The sequence below is a fragment of the Bacillus sp. SIMBA_005 genome, assembly GCF_046535585.1.
Classification (GTDB): Bacteria; Bacillota; Bacilli; order Bacillales; family Bacillaceae; genus Bacillus; species Bacillus pumilus.
Genome location: NZ_JAWRWI010000005.1, coordinates 17,062 through 36,345, shown reverse-complemented (window position 1 = coordinate 36,345; position 19,284 = coordinate 17,062). Strand labels below are relative to the sequence as shown.

Here is a 19,284-nt window from a genome sequence, read left to right as displayed (position 1 = left end):
AATCACAAATTTGATTTTGCTGCCAGTTTACTTTGAAAGCATCTTGTCAATCCGTTTTAAGTGAGCCATAATAAATGTGAGCTTATGAGAAAGGATCTATTTATGAAAAATACATATTTGACTGGATATTTTCCGCTGATTTCGATTTTACTATTCAGCTCTGCTTTTTCAATTTTCACAGTAGGGATTACGACTGATTTCTTGACTCAAGCAGGCATTTTAAAAGGGATGCTGGAATTTTTCTCGGAACAGGGCATCAGGCTTGCTCTTTTTGCTGCTTTTGCACTTGTTTATTTTATGATTTTATCTGCCTTGAAACTGATTGCAGATACGGTGTTAGAGCTGGCACTACTCTTTTTCGCGAAAGATCCTGAAGGAGAGAACTTAAAGAAAATTAGGATTGCATCCGTTGTTTATTTATTTGCCAGCTTGCTTGCATTTCTGCTGACGCAGCAGCTGATTCTGCTTGTCGGACTCTTTGTTTTAGCAGGTCTTGTCTATTTTATCTGGGTTGTGGTCCGCATTTATCAATCGCTTTCCATGCTGAATTTAATTGGATTTATGATGTTTATTTTGCTGTTTTGGGCCACGTTTTTAATCGGCATTTTGTACTTATTTATTAAGCTTTATAACAGTGTTATGGCTAGTCTGCCTTCATAAACAGACAAAGAAAGCATCCTCCGATAGTGGAGGATGCTTTTTTTATGATAGAAACCGTTTTTGAATATCAGGTGTAGGCATCATACAAGATGTTTTTTGACCGAACCATTTGTAGCGATTTTTCGCTATCCGCTCATAAAACCAATCACGGATAGGGCGCGGAATGGCAAGGAATAAATAACTCCATCTGTAGATTCCTTTTAAATGCCGCATGGCTTTTAAGATGCCTGTCGACTTCGTATAAAGGGTGCCTTTTTCAATATAAATGAATGAATTGAATTCATCTAGAGGCAAACCGTTTTCTTTTAAAATGCGCTGCCCTGTCTCTGATTGTAATGAAGCAAACATCATTCGCTCATTTGGATCACGCTTAATCACAAACTGAACAGCGCCGCTGCACACGTTGCAGACACCATCAAATAAAATTAAATGGGGTGGATGTGTTGAATGCATGGCAATCAAACCTCCTGTTTATCTGGCGTATTGCATCGTATTTTTCCAAATACGTAAGTGCGGACTTGAGCTGTAAATAGATTCAACCGTTCCTCTATCTCTTCCAACCCATACACCCATTGTATATTGATCTGTCAGTCCAACAAACCAAATGTCTTTGTAGTCATTGGATGTTCCTGTTTTACCACCAATGTAAGGGGAACTGAAATTCGCTTTTTTCCCTGTTCCGCTTTTTACAACAGAGGCAAGCAGTTTACGCATGGTGTCATTTGTCCGCTGAGAATACACTTGCTTCGGTGACTCTTTCCACTTGTAAAGGGTCTTGCCGTTTAAGTCTGTCACCTTTGTAATTGAATGACTTTGCGTGTAAGCTCCTTGATTACCAAAGACGGTATACGCATCTGTTATTTCTAGCGGCGAAAATCCCTTCGTAAATCCACCAAGTGCAGAAGGAAGGCGATAATCATCCGCTACGATATGTTCGAATGAGAATTTCTCTAAATAGCTAAAGCCCTTTTTGACACCAACTGTATCCAGCATTCGGATCGCAGGGGTATTGTAAGAGTTCTTAAAGGCTGTTTCAAGTGTGACGGTTCCATACGTTTTATGACTATAGTTCTGCGGACAGTATCCGCTGCTGCAAAACTTGCCGGCACTGATTTTGCTTGAAGCTGTTGCACCCGTTTGGTCGATGTAAGGACCATAGTCTAAAAGCGGCTTAATCGCAGAACCAGGCTGTCTTTGTGCTTGATAGGCGTAGTTGAAATCAAACTTTTTATAATTCTTCCCGCCAGCAAGTGCGACAATTTGATGTGTTTCATGATTTATGACCGCTGATCCGCCTTCTACACCTTGGTAAGGTAATTGCGCATTGAGCTGATAGACGGCTCGTTGCTGTAAGGAAGGATCAAGTGCCGTATAGATTTTGACACCATCTTGAAGTAGGGCACTGACCTTTTCAGATAATTCTTTTTGAATGGCTTTTTTTGCTCCATCTGTTTTGGCCTTCTTCAAGCGTTTTGTAAAGCCTTCCTGATCTGACACAAGATCGTTAAATTCCTCATTGGCATATGTCACATAGTCAGGGTAAAGGTTTTTCTTTTCACTCAAGGATAGGCTGATTTTTTGTTTGACGGCTTTTTTGTATTGCTTTTTGGTGATGACGCCGTCTTTCTTTAAAATACCTAGCAGTCGTTCTTGTCGTTTCTTTGTGTGTTTGAATTGCTTCAATGGGTCATACAGTGTTGGGTTGTTTGGAATCGCAGAGATAAATGCCATCTGTGCAAGCGTTAAAGAACTAAGTGGCTTATCAAAATAGTAATTAGCCGCAGAACCGACACCGTAAACACCATTACTGAAATAAATCGTATTTAAATAGCTTTCGAGTATTTCATCTTTCGAGAATTTCCGCTCTAATTCATAGGAATAGAGCAGCTCTGTAAACTTTCGGGTGAACGAACGTTCATGGCTTAAATATAAATTACGAGATAATTGCTGTGTGATCGTACTTGCGCCTTGGCTGATGCCATGGTTTTTCACATTTGAGGCAAGGGCACGAACAACTCCCATAAAGTCAATGCCTTTATGGTCATAAAAGTTCCGGTCCTCTGAGCGGAGGAACAGCTCCTTCACATGATCAGGAATTTTATCATACGTGACAAACACTCGGTTTTCATCGTTTGATACGATTTCGGAGATGAGGGATCCATCCCGGTCATACATATAACTGTTTTGGGAAAAATCTATCTTTTCCAGCTTGATTTTCTGATCAAGCACTTCGTTCACAGGCTTCACACTTGCAGCTTCTTCCTTTGATAGATAAAAAGTCAGAATAAATAATGGAATGAGGGCAGCAAGTAATAACCAACCAATCATTGCACGAAACATGAGGTCACTCACTTTCTTCAATTTTCTAGCCATATCGTACCATTCTTTTGCGAATACGAGAAGGTTATTTTTAGAAAAGAATGGGCTTGAAGTCTAGTGAATAAGGCTTCTACACAAGAAAAAAGAGCATCTGATGTTGGGTCAGACACTCCTTTCTTTTGCCTTCGACTGTGAGCGGACTGCCCATAAAAATAATGCGCCAAATAGAAAAATACCGGCGGTGACATAAAAGACAGCTGGAATCCCGTAATGACTCGCGACAATGCCGCCAATCACCGGACCGACAACATTCCCAAGAAAGCGGAAGCTGACATTATATCCGAGCACTTCCCCTTGCATAGAGGCAGGGGCTTTGATCCGAATATACGCCGTCGTACATGGAATAATCCCGCCAAGTGCCATCCCGTATAGAAAACGGAAAAGTACTAACATCGCATAGGAATCCACCATTGCTTGCGGGATGAATAAAATAGAGGAGAGAATGAGAAGGGCAAGCAGCACCTTGTCGTGACCAATTCGATCTCCGAGATCTCCCCATTTTCGTGTGAAGAGCAAATTGCCAAGTCCAGTTGCAGAGAATGCAAGACCCGCATAAAATGCGAGATTAACAGGACCGTGTAAATCATGAATGTATAAAGCCAAAAGCGGCTGAATGCTAAAGTTCCCTACTTGTGTAATAAACGTTAATAGCATCGTGACGACAAGCAAAGGCTGTTTGAAAATATGAACGAGCACATCCTTCCGTGAGTAAGAAACGCGCCTCGCTTCTTTTGAACGGATGGGCTGTTCTTTCACTCCGAAAATAATCACAATTGCTGACGCATAAATGACAGCCGCTGTGAGGAAAAACGTATAAATAAATCCGACGCTGTCTGCCATGAATCCGCCCATTAATGGGCCAAACAATCCTCCGGCGACATTACTCATCTGCATCGTGCCAAGGGTTTTACCCGCAGTTGCTTTTTCTGTCTGTGCAGAGATGAGTGCCATTGAAGTCGAGATAAAGCCCGTGACAAGCCCCATGAAGAGCCGCAGGGCGAATAGCTGATAAACAGTTTGCACAAGCCCCATTAATAGAATACTTGTTGCTATCCCAATCCCGTTAATGAGCAAAATCTTTTTATAGCCATGCCGGTCTCCAATCCGTCCCCAAATCGGAGAAATCAGAAAGGCTGTTAAAAACGTGACCCCAAAGACATATCCGCTCCATCTCTGGACAAATTCATTTGAATAACTGCTATCAAGAGATTCTATGTAAAGTGATAAAAAAGGGACGATCATTGTAATGCTGGCAGATACAAAAAAGTTCACAAACCACATGATGTAAAAGTTTTTCTTCCTGTTTGTGATAGAGACCACCTTCTTTATTTATTTCGTGTTCCTTAATAATTATAAAGGAAAATAAACGATCTTTCATCTGATGGATAGGTTGGGCATAGTGAATCTGCATTATTTTCAAGAAAATGAAGTGATTTCAAGGTCCGTCTTAATATAATGGTATCAGAATGAAAAACTGACGAAAAAGTGAGGTGAGACTTGTGGAACAGAAGACGGTGCTTGTGGTCGATTTTGAATTTACGATGCCTGATGGAAAGTATCATCCGCAAAATTTTTTTCCTGAAATTATTGAAGCTGGGGTAGTGAAAGCGGCAAGTGAAAAGATCATAGACACGTTCTCTAGCTACGTCAAACCAAAAAAGTTCCCGAAGCTGACGAAGCGCTGTAAATCGTTCCTCGGTATTACGCAGCAGGATGTAGAGAGCGGAATTTCCTTTGAGGCGTTTATCGAGAAGCTTGTGTCGCTTGATGGGGGAGAGGATTGTGAGATTATTACATGGGGAAATATGGACATGAAAGTGCTGAAGCAAAACTGTATGCTCAATCATATTGCCTTTCCTTTTAAGGGGAAGCTGAGGGACCTTGCCTTTGAATATAAAACCTTTTTTGGTGATCGCACACTGACAGGGCTTCGCAAGGCGGCAAAGGAATACGGCAGTGAAGGAGCTGGTAAGCATCATAAAGCACTTGATGATGCCATGACGACTTATCAGCTGTTAACCCTTTTTGAAAAAGATAGAGCCTATGTGGAAAATCCACAAACCACCAAAATTGGTGAGCTGATCGATTTCTCACACTTTTTTGATTCGGCTGATTAGCGGGCGTCTTCTGGAAAATAATCTTTTTCGAGAGAAGATAGGCATGCTCTTGATTTTTCCGCCCATTTTGAATCATCTGCATGGAGCGCTTGTTTTAATTTTTCTACAGCTTCTTTTAGTGATACTTGATAATCTGGTATAACGCCATCATAAGGCTTCACCATATGATGAGGGATATTCGTCTGTTCACGATAGGCCAAAGCCCGTCTTTCTTGGAAAAAAGGCACGTCTGCTTCTTTTGGGTGATGCAGGTCGCCTTGAGCGGGATGTGTCAGAACGGCTTTTACTTGAACGAGATAGGCCGATGGTTTCACTGCTGTCACTTCCCCAACGTAAACACCTGTTTTATAAAATCCTTTCACAACTTGTCCAATTTGAATGTCTGTCATGTGAAATTCCTCCATTTCCTTCTCGCAGGAAGGTATTTCATTTCTTTTAGCCAATATAGTGAAGTAAACGAGCAAAAGGGGGAATGGCGAATGCTGTCGTTCATCGCACTCTTTCTACTGTATTTTCCTGAAGATAAAAGGGAGTACATCCCAGCGGCAATCACCACGGTAATTTTCTTTATGGCTGCATTTATTTGCTTTCGTCTGATCGTTCGTGCGTCTAAGAAGCAGGAGCGGATAGATGAAAAAAGGACAAAAAAAATGGATTGATCATTTTCTTCTTGTATCTTCAGGAAACTTCACGGTGACGGTTGTACCAGACTGCAGTGAGCTTTTGAAACGAATGGTTCCATGGTGATTTTCAATGATAGAAAATGTCACGGTCAGCCCAAGTCCAGTCCCTTTATTTTTTAGGGTATAATATGGTTCGCCAAGCTTTTTCATTTGGCTTTCTGTCATTCCTACACCGTTATCCACGAAACAAAGGCATATTTTATGATTTTCTTTTGAAGCAAAAAGTTCAATTTCCCCTTCGTGTTCTGGGGCTGCTTCAATCGCATTTTTGATTAAATTAATCATGACTTGCTTAATCTTCGTTTCATCACCTTGAATGTATAAGTCTGGTTCAATGGATTGATGAATTGTGACCGATTTAAAATTCGCATAGGATGTCATCAGTGATGCACATTCCTCGAGTAATTTAGATAGATTGAGAGATTCAATTTGATAATAATTTTGTTTCGCAATGTCAAGATAACTCGTAATAATATCCTGCGCCCTGTCTAACTCGGACAGAACGAGATTTTTATAATCTTTATTGGTTGACGTCTCTTTTGTATTGTCACTAGAAAAGAGTAATTGAATAAAGCCTCTCACCACTGTCAGCGGATTGCGCACTTCATGGGCAACGCTTGCAGCGAGTTCACTTACAATGGTCAGCTTTTCTGATTGGACGAGCTGTGTTCTCATTTGCGCATTTTCTTTGACGAATTCAATGGAATAGATACTTAGCACGAGAAAGAATATGTAGTAAAGAGTTGAGAAAAATAACTCAAGTAACTTCTGCTGCATAATAAAGGCCGGGCTGTATTCCATTAAGCTGACCACAAATAGTCCAATGTAAATAAAGAATCCTTTGGATAAACCGATAAGCACTCCATACATCAGCTTTTTCAGCTTCGAATATTGACGCCATTTCCGGTAGAACAGAAATGGGATGAAAAAGTAAATCGGTACGACAATGAGTCCAACCCATAAAAAAGAGCCATACATCACGAATTTGACTATGGAACTTATCAAGATGGCGACGATCCCAGCTGTGTACCCTCCGTATAAAATGGCAAGTACAAGAGGGATGGATTGAAGGCCAGTCTGCAAGTCTAAAATCGAACCAACTGGATACATAATACATAGTGCTGAAGAGATGGATGCGAATACTGTGATGAGCAGTTTATTCGTTTTTGGGAAATGAGCAGGGGTCCGGCTTAGCCATAGCGCATGATATAAAAAGATTGGAAATAGAATAAAAGATACATGGAGCAGAAAATCCTTGAACATTTCCATTTAAATGCTCTCCTCGTAAATAATTGTAATTCCTCTCATTATATCATTTCATTTACAAAGTAGATATGATAAAAGGAGGGTTTTTTTCTTTAAAAAGAACACCCGTGAGGATGTTCTTTCAATCATATAGGTCTTAATCAGATGATTGCGTAAACGCTTGATGAAGGCGTTTTAATCCTTCTTTGACTGTTGAAGCAGGACAGCCAAGATTCATTCGAATAAAGCCGTCTCCTTCGAGTCCGTACACGTGACCAAGCTCTAGGATCACTTTGCCCTTTTTCAGCAAATTTCGTTTCAACTCCGCTTGACTGAATTGATAATCCCGAATGTCCAGCCACAATAAATAAGAAGCATCTGGTTTCATATAACGCATGTTTGCAAGATGTTCGTCAATATAGTCCATTGCCATTTTCATATTGTTTTCGAGATAAAGAACAAGTGCATCAAGCCACTCGTCGCCATGGCGGTATGCTGCTTCCATCGCAGGGATCGCAAATGCATTCAGTTTGGCCAGTCCGTTTCTTTGCATTTCATTGTTGAAAAGGGTTCTTTTTTCTTCATCGGAAATAATAATGGCAGATGCTTGGAGGCCAGCTAAATTAAATGTTTTACTTGGTGCAATGCACGTCACTGTGATATGTGCTATGTCGTCAGAAAGACTAGCAAATGGTACATGCGGCTTTCCGTATAGCATCAAATCAGAATGAATCTCATCTGAAACGACTGTGACACCGTGCTTGATACAGAGGTCTCCTACTCGCTTTAATTCCTCTTTTGACCACGCTCTTCCGGACGGATTATGCGGATGACAGAGGAACATGAGCTTCGCTTCTGGTCTGCTTAATTTTTTCTCTAAATCATCAAAATCCATGACATAGCGGTTATTTTCTATTTTTAAAGGATTGGTTGAGACTGTTCGTCCATTTCGTTCAATCATTTGATAAAAAGGTGTGTACACAGGAGACTGTATGACGACTTCGTCACTTGGTTCTGTATAGGCTTGGACTGCAAAACTAAGTGCCGTGACAATCCCAGGTGTGAAGGTGACGTCTTCTGTTTGGATCGACCACCCGTGTCTTCGTTTGAGCCATTCTGCTACTGCCTGCTGCGTATCCTGATCCTGAAAGGCATAGCCAAATACGCCATGATCCAATCGCGTTTTCAATGCATCAAGGACGACCTGTGGCGCTTTAAAATCCATATCTGCTACCCACATTGGCAGCGCATCTTTTGTTAGGAATAAAGACTCTGCTTGATCCCATTTCACTGATTTTGAACCTTTACGTATGATCTGTTCGTCGAAATTCATGAAACCCACCTCTAGCCGTTTTTCAACCATTGTTGGTTGTGCTAAAATAAACATCACAAAATTTATTATAAGCGGTGATACCGATGAAAGATAGTCAAGCTGTAGAAGAGATGATTCAACTCATTAAGGCATGGGACCCTTTTCAATATGGAGAGGACTTCTATGAAACGGAGCCTGCTGACGTCATCAGTGCATTATACGACGCAGAAGACTCTTTATCTTTAGCAAAAGACATTCAAGCCATTTATCAACACTCATTTGAGCAGCTCCTGCCATTCGAGAGCTGTCAACATATAGCGAATCAGCTTTTCGTCATACGAGACAGCAGCTCCTGCACACGTTAAGACAGGCTGAAATGTCCGATTTGATCAGACACAAAGACCGGATTTTCCTCAGGAACGAGGTGCCCGGTTTTTTTTAATGCATGCAAGGTTGAGTTTGGCAGATCCTTGTGCAGTCTTTCTCCTATTTGGATGGGAACGATTCGATCTTCCTCACCCCAAATGAGCAGCACGGGTGTCTCCATTTTCTTTAGCACATCCGAGGTCAAATCCCCTTCCCGGTGCCGAATCAAACGGAAAATCCCTAGGAAAATTTGATCATCAGAAAAAGGCTTTAAATATCCGTCCACCATCTCTTGATCAATGATGGAATGATCATGCACAACAGCCGTTAAATTTTTCATGATGCCTTGCTTCAAGAGCTTTCTTTTAAGATAGAGATAAAAATAAGGAATATATGTGCTGTAAACAAGCGATCTCTTTGATTTATTTAAATATCCTGAGCTGCACAAAAGGACCGCCTTTTCAAATAGGTCTGGCCGTTCAGATGCGGCATATAAAGCAATTTGGCCGCCCATCGAATGACCCACAAGGATCGCATGCTGAATCTGTAAGTAACCAGCTAGCTCGATAATGATCTTTGCCATGTTGCGATAGCTGTAAATAAACGTATTCGACTTCTCGGACTGTCCAAATGGCGGAAGATCGATCGCGATTAAATGGAAGTCTTGTTTCAGAAGCGGGATGAGCTTTCGATAGCTGAAGGTAGAAGAGAAAAGACCATGAATTAAGATCAATGTTTTCTTCCCCTGATTTGGATAGTGCTCGTAATAGATATCTAAACCGAATTTACTTTTCATATAAGCTGGCTGAACAATGTCCACACTCATCACTCCGATACTTGATACTCTCTCTGTTAGGTGACAGTATTGTACCCTAAAAAGTGGATTTTAAGCTATGATTAGCATCTTTTCCCTGCTTAGCATAATGGGAAAAACGTGCTATAATGTTCAGAAGATTTTTTAAAACTAGCTTTTTACAATCTGAGGTGTGAAATCAAATGAAACTAACAGAAAAAGAAACTGAAATATTAGAGATTTTAGATGAAAACAGCCGTGCCGATTTAAATACAATTGCAAAAATGGCAGGCGTGACAACAGAAGAAGCAGAAGCGATTATTCAAAAACTTGAAGATCAAAAAGTCATTATTGATTACTCAACCATGATTGACTGGCGTAAAGTAGATGGTCACGAAGGCGTCACAGCAATGATTGATGTCAAAGTGACACCAAAAAGAGGCGTCGGATTTGATGAAATTGCTGAACGTATTTACCGCTTTCAGGAAGTGGAGTCTGTCTATCTCATGTCAGGTGTTTACGATCTATCTGTTGTGATCCGCGGAAGATCTATGTCTGATATTGCCCGCTTCGTGTCTGAAAAATTATCGACACTTGATTCCGTTGTTTCAACAACTACCCACTTTATTTTGAAGAGATATAAACATGATGGGAAAGTGTTTGAAACAGGAGACGATGACAAAAGAATCGTGGTGTCACCTTAAATGAAAAAGTCTTATTTATCTGAAACGGTACAAAGCATTCAGCCGTCAGGTATTCGGAAATTCTTTGATTTGGCAGCCACAATGGAAGGGGTCATTTCCCTTGGTGTTGGCGAGCCAGATTTCGTGACAGCTTGGAATGTCAGAGAAGCAAGTATTATGTCATTAGAACAAGGGCTTACCTCTTATACGGCGAATGCTGGGTTGTTATCTTTGCGAAAAGAATTGAGCGGCTATTTATATAAGCGGTTTCACATTGACTACAGTCCTGAAGAAGAACTGATTATCACAGTTGGCGGAAGCCAGGCACTTGATTTGGCGTTTCGTGCGATTTTAAACAGCGGGGATGAAGTGATCATTCCAGAGCCTTGCTTCGTAGCATATGGGGCTCTCACGACACTTGCAGGCGGAGTACCTGTTTATTTAAGTACATCTGCTGAAAAAGATTTCAAAGCAGACTCTGCGGATCTTCGCACGAAGCTGACGCCGAAGACAAAAGCTATTTTGCTTTGCTCGCCATCAAATCCAACTGGGTCTGTTTATTCAAAGGAAGAGCTTGAAGATATTGCTCAATTTGCGAAAGAGCATGACCTGCTCATTATTACGGATGAGATTTATGCAGAGCTGACGTACGATGAAGCTTTTACAAGCGTCGCGGCCATTCAAGATATGAAGGAAAGAACGATCCTCATTTCAGGCTTTTCTAAAGGGTTTGCTATGACAGGATGGCGCTTAGGATATGTGGCGGCACCACCTGTACTGCGCGATGCCATGCTGAAAATACACCAATATTCTATGATGTGTGCGCCCGCTATGGCACAATATGCAGCAGAAGAAGCGTTGAAAAATGGGCTTGAAGATGTAGAGAAAATGAAGAAAAGCTACAGAAGGCGGCGAAATTTGTTTGTCGGCTCTTTGAATGAACTGGGGCTCGCATGTCACCAGCCAAACGGCGCATTTTATGCTTTCCCGTCCATTAAAAGCACCGGCATGACGTCAGAACAATTTGCTGAGGAGCTGCTACTAAGCGAAAAAGTAGCCGTAGTCCCTGGTAATGTCTTCGGACCGAGTGGTGAAGGTCATATTCGTTGTTCATATGCTTCGTCTCTTGACCATCTTCAGGAATCACTTTCAAGAATTCAGCGCTTTTTGCAAGAACGACAAGTGAAAGAAGAAGCACCTGCCATTATTAAATAAAAAAAGGCATCAATCCATTAGGACTGATGCCTCTCAAATTAGGGGGGAATACTAGAAAGCATTCTTGTTTTCAGGTATTCCCCCTTTTGAACTGATCTAAACCCAATTAAAAAATATTTTGCGTAAAAGAGCGTTCTGTGATATAGTTTTTAATTGCGTATAAACGAATATTAAAACATTTATTTAGGAGTTGTTATCATGGCGACAAAGTTTGAAGTAGGCAGTGTTTACACTGGTAAAGTAACAGGATTACAAGCGTATGGTGCGTTTGTTGCATTAGATGAAGAAACTCAAGGACTTGTGCATATTTCTGAAGTAACACATGGCTTTGTAAAAGACATCAACGAGCACCTTTCAATTGGTGACGAAGTACAAGTAAAAGTTCTTTCTGTTGATGAAAATGCAGGTAAAATCAGCCTTTCTATCCGTGCGACACAAGATGCGCCAGAAAGAAAAGAAAGCAAACCAAAGAAACAAAGACCACAGCAAGCGAAAGAAGAAGCTGCTGCACCACAAGGTTTCAATACACTTAAAGATAAACTTGAAGAGTGGATTGAGCAATCTAACCGTAAAGACCTTATCAAGAAATAAAAAAAGCACCGCTTCAAACGGTGCCTTAGGCTGCCTCGTATAGGCGGCCTTTTTTATGTCTTTTTGTTTAGCGAACCTCTGGATTCGGCTCGTCACGGCGAACAGCTTCTTCGCTTGGCTTAAATAGCAGACCAAGGTTAACAAGACCTGCAATTCCAACAAGACCATAAATAATACGTGATAATGCAGAGCCTTGTCCGCCAAAGATCGCTGCTACTAAGTCAAATTGAAAAAAGCCGATTAGTCCCCAGTTAATAGCACCGATAATCGTGAGCACGAGGGCAATACGCTGAATAGCACTCATCGTGATTCCTCCTTTCGCTACAGCATCAATACATTTATATTTTGCAGATTTTTAGCCAAACTATGCGTAAGAAAATGGATTAAAGCAAATTACTTTACTTTTGGAATGATTGAGGCGCATAATGTAGCGCGAGGAGGAGATCACATGGATCGATTTACTTATTGGAACCCAACGAAATTAATCTTTGGAAAGGGAGAAGTTTCAGCCCTTTCAGATGAACTCAAACACTACGGAAAAAACGTATTGCTTGTATATGGTGGAGGCAGCATTAAACGAAATGGTCTTTATGACCAAGTTGTCAGCATTTTAAAAGAATCAGGAGCTACAATGACTGAGCTTGCTGGTGTTGAGCCAAACCCGCGCTTAACAACGGTCAGAAAAGGGGTTGAGCTTTGCAAAGAGAACCAAATTGACTTTATATTGGCAGTCGGCGGCGGCAGTGTCATTGATGCAACCAAAGCGATCGCAGCTGGTGCGAAATACGATGGAGATGCTTGGGATATTGTCACTCGTAAGCATGTCCCAATGGAAGCCATCCCATTTGGTACGGTATTAACACTTGCCGCAACAGGGTCTGAAATGAACTCTGGTTCTGTCATCACAAACTGGGAAACAAATGAGAAATACGGATGGGGCAGTCCAGCCGTCTTCCCTAAATTCTCTATTCTTGACCCAGTGAACACATTTACTGTGCCAAAAAACCACACGATTTATGGCATGGTTGACATGATGTCTCACGTGTTTGAACAATATTTCCATCACACGGAGAATACACCTTACCAAGATCGTATGTGTGAAGGACTTCTTCGTACTGTCATTGAAACAGCACCGAAGCTGATCAATGATTTGGAAAACTACGAGCTCCGTGAAACGATTTTATTCACAGGCACCATTGCACTTAATGGAATGCTTTCAATGGGCGCACGCGGTGACTGGGCATCTCATAATATTGAGCATGCGGTATCCGCTGTGTATGACATCCCGCATGCAGGCGGTCTTGCGATCTTGTTCCCGAACTGGATGAAGCATGTCATTCAAGAAAACCCAGGCCGCTTCAAGCAATTAGCAGTGCGTGTATTCGATGTTGACCCTGCTGGCAAAACAGACGAAGAAGTTGGCTTAGAAGGCATTGAAAAACTATCTGCTTTCTGGACAAGTCTAGGCGCACCAAACCGTTTAGCTGACTATGACATCAACGATGAGAAAATTGACTTGATTGCAGACCGTGCAATGGCACGTGGTGAATTTGGCCAATTTAAAAAGCTGAACAAAGAAGATGTTCTAGCTATTTTAAACGCTTCTTTATAATCGAACATGGAAAAGATAGCTGCTTTTAAGCAGTTATCTTTTTTTGAGTTCTGCATGTACATATGTTACAGTAGTCTTTCATGTTTTTGGATATAAATGTTTTAAGGAGATGTAGAACAGATGGAAAACTTTATTTACTATAATCCAACGAAATTAATGTTTGGTAAAGGACAACTAGACGGACTTAAAAGCGAACTCGCTCGTTATGGAAAGCGAGTGCTTCTTGTATATGGTGGAGGAAGTATTAAGAAAAATGGTCTTTATGATAACGTGATCAGCGCTTTAAATGAAGCAGAGGCCGAAGTATTTGAACTGTCAGGTGTTGAACCAAACCCTCGCCTCACAACAGTGAAAAAGGGAATCGACATCTGCCAAAATGAGAACATTGATTTCTTATTAGCAGTTGGCGGGGGAAGTGTCATCGACTGTACAAAAGCCATTGCAGCTGGAGCAGAATATGACGGGGATGTGTGGGACATTATCTCAAAGAAAACAACCGCTCAAAAAGCATTGCCGTTTGGCACAGTGCTGACACTTGCGGCAACTGGTTCAGAAATGAATCCAGACTCTGTTATCACAAACTGGGAAACAAATGAAAAATATGTGTGGGGTAGTTCAGTTACTCATCCTGCTTTTTCAATTTTAGACCCTGAGCATACGTATTCTGTGCCAGAAAACCAGACGGTGTACGGCATGGTCGATATGATGAGCCACGTCTTCGAGCAATACTTCCATAATGTCAAAAACACGCCGCTACAGGATCGTATGTGTTTTGCTGTTCTTCAAACAGTCATTGAGACAGCACCAAAACTGCTCGAAGACTTACAAAGCTATGAGCACCGTGAAACGATCCTTTACGCAGGAACGATCGCTTTAAATGGTACGCTGCAAATGGGTTACTTTGGCGACTGGGCGTCCCATACGATTGAGCATGCAGTATCGGCTGTCTATGACATTCCGCATGCAGGCGGACTTGCGATCCTTTTCCCAAATTGGATGCGTCATACACTCGATCACAATGTGGATCGCTTTAAAAATCTTATGCTGAACATGTTTGACATCGAGACAGAAGGAAAGTCTGATCGTGATATCGCATTAGAAGGAATCGACAAGCTGTCAGCCTTCTGGACAAGCCTCGGTGCACCAAGCCGTTTAGCCGATTATGATATTGGTGAAGAACAACTGGACAAAATTGCTGACATCGCAGCAAAAGAAATGGAATATGGCGGCTTTGGTAACTTTATGAAACTTGGCCGTGATGACATTTTAGCGATTTTAAAAGCCTCTCTATAATTTGGATGGCCGCTTCTCTTCATGGGGAGTGGCTTTTTGCTGCACCAATGACGATTACTTGATTTCAATAGCTAGTTCCGCTAAAGTGAAAGGGATAGAACTAACGTAATGGAGGGCTTACAAACGATGACACATATTCAATTTGACTACTCGAAAGCGTTACCTTTCTTTCAAGAACATGAGCTTACATATTTAAAAGATTTTGTGAAGGTGGCCCATCATAATATTCATGAACAAACGGGTACTGGCAGTGATTATTTAGGCTGGGTTGACTTACCGAAGCAATATGATCGCGAAGAATTTGCCCGCATTAAAAAAAGTGCAGATAAAATTAAGTCAGACTCTGATGTCTTGCTTGTTGTCGGAATCGGCGGTTCGTATCTTGGCGCACGTGCGGCGATTGAATTTTTGAATCACTCTTTCTATAACACGCTGCCAAAAGGCAAACGCAAGACGCCGCAAATCATCTTTATTGGAAACAACATCAGTTCTTCTTATTTAACTGATGTGATGGATCTATTGGAAGATGCAGATTTTTCTATTAACGTCATTTCAAAATCTGGTACGACAACAGAGCCAGCGATTGCGTTCCGCATCTTTAAAAAGCTCCTTATTGAAAAATACGGTGCTGAAGAAGCGAAAAAACGTATTTATGCAACAACTGACAAGGCACGCGGTGCATTGAAAACATTAGCAACGGAAGAAGGCTACGAATCATTTATCATTCCTGATGATGTAGGTGGACGTTATTCAGTCTTAACAGCAGTGGGTCTATTGCCAATCGCTGTGAGCGGTGCAGACATTGATCAGATGATGGAAGGTGCGGCAAAAGCAAGCGAAGACTTCGCTTCATCTGAGCTTTCTGAGAATGCGGCATACCAATATGCTGTCGTCCGTAATGTCCTTTACAATAAAGGCAGAACGATTGAAATGCTCATTAACTATGAGCCAGGACTGCAATACTTTGCAGAATGGTGGAAACAATTATTCGGTGAAAGTGAAGGGAAAGATGAAAAAGGAATCTACCCTTCATCTGCGAACTTCTCAACAGATCTTCATTCACTTGGTCAATATGTCCAAGAAGGAAGAAGAGACTTGTTTGAAACCATCGTAAATGTAGACAAGCCTCGTCATGAGCTTGTCATTGAAGCAGAAGAACAAGACCTTGATGGCTTGAACTATCTAGCAGGAAAAACGGTTGATTTCGTTAATAAAAAAGCATTTGAAGGAACGATGCTTGCTCATACTGATGGAAAAGTACCAAACCTGATTGTGACAATTCCTGAAATGGATGCTTATACATTTGGATATCTCGTGTACTTCTTCGAGAAAGCATGTGCGATGTCTGGTTATTTACTAGGCGTCAATCCATTTGACCAGCCTGGAGTAGAAGCGTATAAAGTGAACATGTTTGCTTTATTAGGAAAACCGGGCTTCGAAGAGAAAAAGGCAGAACTTGAGAGCCGTCTAAAACAATCATAAGAATAAAAAGGCACATCTTTTCATAAGATGTGCCTTTTTTTATGTTCTCATGGTGTCAGTGCAAGCCTCCCTAAGCTCTGTACATAGAATAATCAATGGAGGAGGTTGATGAAGCGATGAGAACAAATCATATTTATATCCATGACATTTCAGGACAGGCAATTGTTAACTTTGGGAATGTCGGACGAATTTGTCCAATGAGTGCTGTAAAGGACACATCTGGAGCGGGCAGTGCGAACGAGACAAATGCATCATCCAGCCAGACCTTATTTGATGCCGCATTTACAAACAATGTGCAAATCACGAAAGGCAAATGTATGAATTCCTCTCTTTAACGAACCCTATACAAAAAGGAGGGTTTCGTATGATTCATGTACCATCCAGGCTGCCTGGTGAAAGCTTTTCACTTTACCATTTAGAAGAGACGATGAAGCCGCTCGGTTATGTCATTAATGGTAACTGGGATTACGATCACGGATACTTTGATTATAAAATTGATAATCGTGATGGCTATACTTTTCTCAGAGTTCCTTTTACAGCTGAAAAGGGCCAGCTGGATCAGCCAGGCGTTGTGGTGAAACTGGGAGATCCATTTCTCTTAAAGCATGTCTATCAAGATAAGTTAGATGATCATGCGATGGTTGGAAATGTGGGAGCATCCTTTAACCAATTCCAAGAACCAAAAGAGAAAGATGGAGATGTATCAAAAGCTTATACTGAGATTGGCTTTTCGCTCGTCAAGGAATTAGAAGACGCACTGCTTTAAAGGCTGATCAGTTCATCCTCTGGATGAAGCTCATAATCAAAGGGAGGATTCATCATGGGTCCTTCTTTTTTTTGTACACCGACAACGATCACATGATGCTCTAAAAAGTGATGGAGTGCTGTTAAGAATGTTTCTCCAGCTAACGAAGCTGGAACCGGTATGATGGTGACCTGTTTATGCAAGGTCATATGACTTTTTTTCTTTAACGTTTTGAACTGTTCTTTTAAAAGAAAATGCTCGACCATTAAATGATTGACTGCATCAGAGGTATGAATGACTTGATTGGCGCCAGCCCGCTCGGCATTTTTCACGTAACGATCTGTTAAAATTTCAATTAAACAGTATAGAGAAGGGTTTAATCCTTTTGCTGCAAGTAATGTTAAAACACTCTGCATATCAGCTGTCACTTCATTCTCATGCTGATCTGCGGTAATCATCAGTGCATCTGCACCTGAAATATTGGCTTTGCGAAGTGTGCCATCATCGGTGCCATGCCCTTTAATAAAATGAACATTCTCTAGAAGCGGTCCTTCCTTCAAAGAATCATCAATCAGCACAATCGGCATAGCGGGATCAATCGTTTGAAACGATTGAAGCAGTTTGTTCGTTTTTTCATTCCAACCGATGATAATGAGATGTCCTTTTCCTTTAAACGCGACCTTCCCTTCTACATAATGGTGCTGCTTGCTGAACACAGCGGCAGCGAGTGTGGCAAAATAAGCCGTGACAAAGCTTGCCCCGATCAGAATCAGCGCCATACCTGCGATTTGTCCGGGCATGGTTTGCGGCACAAAATCACCATAGCCGACCGTCGCGACTGTAATGAGAGCCCACCAGATCCCATCAAAGATCGTATGATACTGCTTCGGTTCAAGCAAGACAATTAATTGTCCAAAAAAAAGAAGCAAGAAACAGATGATGACGGCAATTCGAAGATAGAGAGGCCACCTTAGCCAAGCGATAAAGATACGGTTTGATTTCATCGGACTCTTCCTTTCAGGAAACTGCTAATATCAGTATGCCCGATTGAGGAAACAATTTTTCATCATCGTCATGTAGTTCCCATATCTTAAAATAAGAGAGAAGAAGGAGGGAATGCGAATGTCGTTCGTTCAAAAGACCGTACTTCTTTTTATCGGTGCTCACTTTTTATCATCAGCTATGATCTTACTTGTGTTTGACTTAAATGCGGTGAATCATTTTATGAATGATTTTTCATGGCTGCACTTTTTTCAAAACCTATACGGAACGGTGACCTTTTATACAGCATGCTTAGGTGTGTTCTTTTTTTTCATTGGCGCGGTGATCCCCCTTAAAAAGACCTAGTGCTTTTTTCTGTACACGTTACATAAAAGTCATTAAAATTGTAAATAAATATATAAAATAAAAAGGAAGCTGATGAGCATGCTGTTTTTTTATTTTTTAACTTTTGCCGCATTGGGATTATCATTTTGGGCACAATTTAAAGTAAAGAATAATTTTGAAAAATATTCAAAGGTTGAAGCATCCAGTATGAAAACAGGTGCGGAAACCGCTCGACATATTTTAGATCGCAACGGGTTATACGACGTGCCTGTTGAACCGGTAAGAGGAACTTTGACTGATCATTACGACCCGACGCAGCGTGTGGTTCGCTTATCTGAACCTGTGTACTATGGCCATTCCATTTCGGCCATTTCAGTCGCATCACACGAGGTTGGACATGCCTTGCAGCATCAGGAATCCTATGGTGCGCTTGTCTTGAGACATAAGATCTTTCCTGTCGTGAACTTTGCATCTGGTGTTGCCCCGCTTCTTTTCCTTGGTGGAATCTTACTTGGCAGCCTTAACTTAATCGGGCTTGGGATCATTTTGTTCTCAGCGGCTGTGTTCTTTCAGCTTGTGACATTGCCTGTCGAGTTTAATGCAAGTTCTCGTGCGAAAGACATCATTGTTTCAGAAGGAATCATTAGAAGCAGTGAAGAAAGAGGCGTGAACAAGGTGTTAAATGCTGCCGCTCTTACGTACGTCGCAGCGGCCCTTGTCTCCTTGTTTGAATTGCTCCGTTTTGTAATGATCTTCCTAAATGGCCGTAATGATTAATTGAT

The 19,284-nt window shown here is 41.4% G+C and carries 23 protein-coding genes; 14 read left to right on the top strand and 9 right to left on the bottom strand.

Going from position 1 to position 19,284, the window contains the following annotated elements:
• Positions 1–102: 102 nt before the first annotated feature.
• Entirely contained in the window at positions 103–660 is a 558-nt protein-coding gene (locus SB660_RS09565; protein ID WP_044140810.1) for a YufK family protein, read from the top strand.
• A 42-nt stretch (positions 661–702) separates the two neighbouring features.
• Here SB660_RS09565 and SB660_RS09560 read toward each other — a convergent pair whose 3' ends face one another.
• The 3 genes from SB660_RS09560 to SB660_RS09550 all read right to left on the bottom strand — a co-directional run bounded on the left by SB660_RS09560 (position 703) and on the right by SB660_RS09550 (position 4,320).
• A complete protein-coding gene (locus SB660_RS09560; RefSeq protein WP_058013804.1) occupies positions 703–1,113 on the bottom strand; it encodes a thiol-disulfide oxidoreductase DCC family protein in 411 nt (136 codons plus the stop codon).
• Positions 1,114–1,131: 18 nt separating this feature from the next.
• The gene (locus tag SB660_RS09555) at positions 1,132–3,033 is read right to left on the bottom strand and encodes a transglycosylase domain-containing protein (protein WP_410582297.1); all 1,902 of its coding nucleotides are present in this window, start codon (positions 3,031–3,033) and stop codon (positions 1,132–1,134) included.
• 108 nt (positions 3,034–3,141) lie between these two features.
• On the bottom strand, positions 3,142–4,320 hold the full coding sequence (locus tag SB660_RS09550) for an MFS transporter (RefSeq protein WP_180310175.1): 1,179 nt from the start codon (positions 4,318–4,320) through the stop codon (positions 3,142–3,144).
• Positions 4,321–4,538: 218 nt separating this feature from the next.
• Here SB660_RS09550 and kapD point away from each other — a divergent pair, with 218 nt between their 5' ends.
• Positions 4,539–5,156 (top strand): 3'-5' exonuclease KapD, encoded by a 618-nt coding sequence (gene kapD, locus SB660_RS09545; RefSeq protein ID WP_058013807.1) that lies wholly within the window; start codon positions 4,539–4,541, stop codon positions 5,154–5,156.
• Here the strand turns inward: kapD and kapB are convergent.
• Positions 5,153–5,545: a kinase-associated lipoprotein KapB gene (gene kapB / locus SB660_RS09540; protein WP_180310176.1), complete on the bottom strand. Its 393-nt coding sequence runs from the start codon at positions 5,543–5,545 to the stop codon at positions 5,153–5,155. The two genes, kapD and kapB, sit on opposite strands and share 4 nt — an antisense overlap.
• Before the next feature lie 90 nt (positions 5,546–5,635).
• Here kapB and SB660_RS09535 point away from each other — a divergent pair, with 90 nt between their 5' ends.
• The gene (locus SB660_RS09535) at positions 5,636–5,815 is read left to right on the top strand and encodes a hypothetical protein (RefSeq protein ID WP_169055610.1); all 180 of its coding nucleotides are present in this window, start codon (positions 5,636–5,638) and stop codon (positions 5,813–5,815) included.
• Here SB660_RS09535 and SB660_RS09530 read toward each other — a convergent pair whose 3' ends face one another.
• Together SB660_RS09530 and SB660_RS09525 are read right to left on the bottom strand one after the other, a co-directional pair.
• A complete protein-coding gene (locus tag SB660_RS09530; protein ID WP_180310177.1) occupies positions 5,816–7,108 on the bottom strand; it encodes an ATP-binding protein in 1,293 nt (430 codons plus the stop codon). It lies immediately after the preceding gene.
• 133 nt (positions 7,109–7,241) lie between these two features.
• A complete protein-coding gene (locus SB660_RS09525) occupies positions 7,242–8,417 on the bottom strand; it encodes a MalY/PatB family protein (RefSeq protein ID WP_180310178.1) in 1,176 nt (391 codons plus the stop codon).
• Positions 8,418–8,500: 83 nt separating this feature from the next.
• Between SB660_RS09525 and SB660_RS09520 the strand changes: the two genes are divergently transcribed.
• Entirely contained in the window at positions 8,501–8,761 is a 261-nt protein-coding gene (locus tag SB660_RS09520; protein WP_058013812.1) for a YugE family protein, read from the top strand.
• On the opposite strand, the gene SB660_RS09515 is transcribed toward SB660_RS09520, so the two are convergent.
• Complete coding sequence (locus SB660_RS09515; protein ID WP_410582292.1) at positions 8,758–9,582, bottom strand: alpha/beta fold hydrolase; 825 nt, start codon at positions 9,580–9,582, stop codon at positions 8,758–8,760. The genes SB660_RS09520 and SB660_RS09515 overlap by 4 nt on opposite strands.
• A 176-nt stretch (positions 9,583–9,758) precedes the next feature.
• Between SB660_RS09515 and SB660_RS09510 the strand changes: the two genes are divergently transcribed.
• The 3 genes from SB660_RS09510 (at position 9,759) to yugI (ending at position 12,044) form a co-directional block, all read left to right on the top strand.
• Entirely contained in the window at positions 9,759–10,259 is a 501-nt protein-coding gene (locus SB660_RS09510) for an Lrp/AsnC family transcriptional regulator (protein WP_003213765.1), read from the top strand.
• Positions 10,260–11,453, top strand: coding sequence for an aminotransferase (locus SB660_RS09505; protein WP_061409467.1), 1,194 nt, complete (start codon positions 10,260–10,262; stop codon positions 11,451–11,453). It begins immediately after the preceding gene.
• A 198-nt stretch (positions 11,454–11,651) separates the two neighbouring features.
• Positions 11,652–12,044 carry a S1 domain-containing post-transcriptional regulator GSP13 gene (yugI, locus tag SB660_RS09500; protein ID WP_024719717.1) on the top strand — a complete coding sequence of 131 codons (393 nt, stop codon included), beginning with the start codon at positions 11,652–11,654 and terminating at the stop codon, positions 12,042–12,044.
• A 67-nt stretch (positions 12,045–12,111) separates the two neighbouring features.
• On the opposite strand, the gene SB660_RS09495 is transcribed toward yugI, so the two are convergent.
• Entirely contained in the window at positions 12,112–12,348 is a 237-nt protein-coding gene (locus SB660_RS09495) for a DUF378 domain-containing protein (protein ID WP_003212952.1), read from the bottom strand.
• 144 nt (positions 12,349–12,492) lie between these two features.
• Here SB660_RS09495 and SB660_RS09490 point away from each other — a divergent pair, with 144 nt between their 5' ends.
• From SB660_RS09490 to SB660_RS09470, 5 genes are all read left to right on the top strand, one after another.
• Positions 12,493–13,656: an iron-containing alcohol dehydrogenase gene (locus tag SB660_RS09490; protein WP_058013815.1), complete on the top strand. Its 1,164-nt coding sequence runs from the start codon at positions 12,493–12,495 to the stop codon at positions 13,654–13,656.
• Positions 13,657–13,776: 120 nt separating this feature from the next.
• Entirely contained in the window at positions 13,777–14,949 is a 1,173-nt protein-coding gene (locus SB660_RS09485; protein ID WP_058013816.1) for an iron-containing alcohol dehydrogenase, read from the top strand.
• Positions 14,950–15,075: 126 nt separating this feature from the next.
• Positions 15,076–16,431, top strand: a complete 1,356-nt coding sequence (locus SB660_RS09480) for a glucose-6-phosphate isomerase (RefSeq protein WP_012011080.1) — start codon at positions 15,076–15,078, stop codon at positions 16,429–16,431.
• A 116-nt stretch (positions 16,432–16,547) separates the two neighbouring features.
• A complete protein-coding gene (locus SB660_RS09475) occupies positions 16,548–16,766 on the top strand; it encodes a spore germination protein (protein WP_058013817.1) in 219 nt (72 codons plus the stop codon).
• Positions 16,767–16,795: 29 nt separating this feature from the next.
• A complete protein-coding gene (locus SB660_RS09470; RefSeq protein ID WP_012011078.1) occupies positions 16,796–17,197 on the top strand; it encodes a YugN-like family protein in 402 nt (133 codons plus the stop codon).
• Here the strand turns inward: SB660_RS09470 and SB660_RS09465 are convergent.
• The gene (locus tag SB660_RS09465; RefSeq protein ID WP_180310182.1) at positions 17,194–18,180 is read right to left on the bottom strand and encodes a potassium channel family protein; all 987 of its coding nucleotides are present in this window, start codon (positions 18,178–18,180) and stop codon (positions 17,194–17,196) included. The genes SB660_RS09470 and SB660_RS09465 overlap by 4 nt on opposite strands.
• 118 nt (positions 18,181–18,298) lie before the next feature.
• Here SB660_RS09465 and SB660_RS09460 point away from each other — a divergent pair, with 118 nt between their 5' ends.
• Both SB660_RS09460 and SB660_RS09455 read left to right on the top strand, forming a co-directional pair.
• Entirely contained in the window at positions 18,299–18,523 is a 225-nt protein-coding gene (locus tag SB660_RS09460; RefSeq protein ID WP_058013819.1) for a YuzI family membrane protein, read from the top strand.
• Between the two features lie 81 nt (positions 18,524–18,604).
• Positions 18,605–19,279, top strand: coding sequence for a zinc metallopeptidase (locus SB660_RS09455; RefSeq protein WP_041816317.1), 675 nt, complete (start codon positions 18,605–18,607; stop codon positions 19,277–19,279).
• Positions 19,280–19,284: the final 5 nt, after the last annotated feature.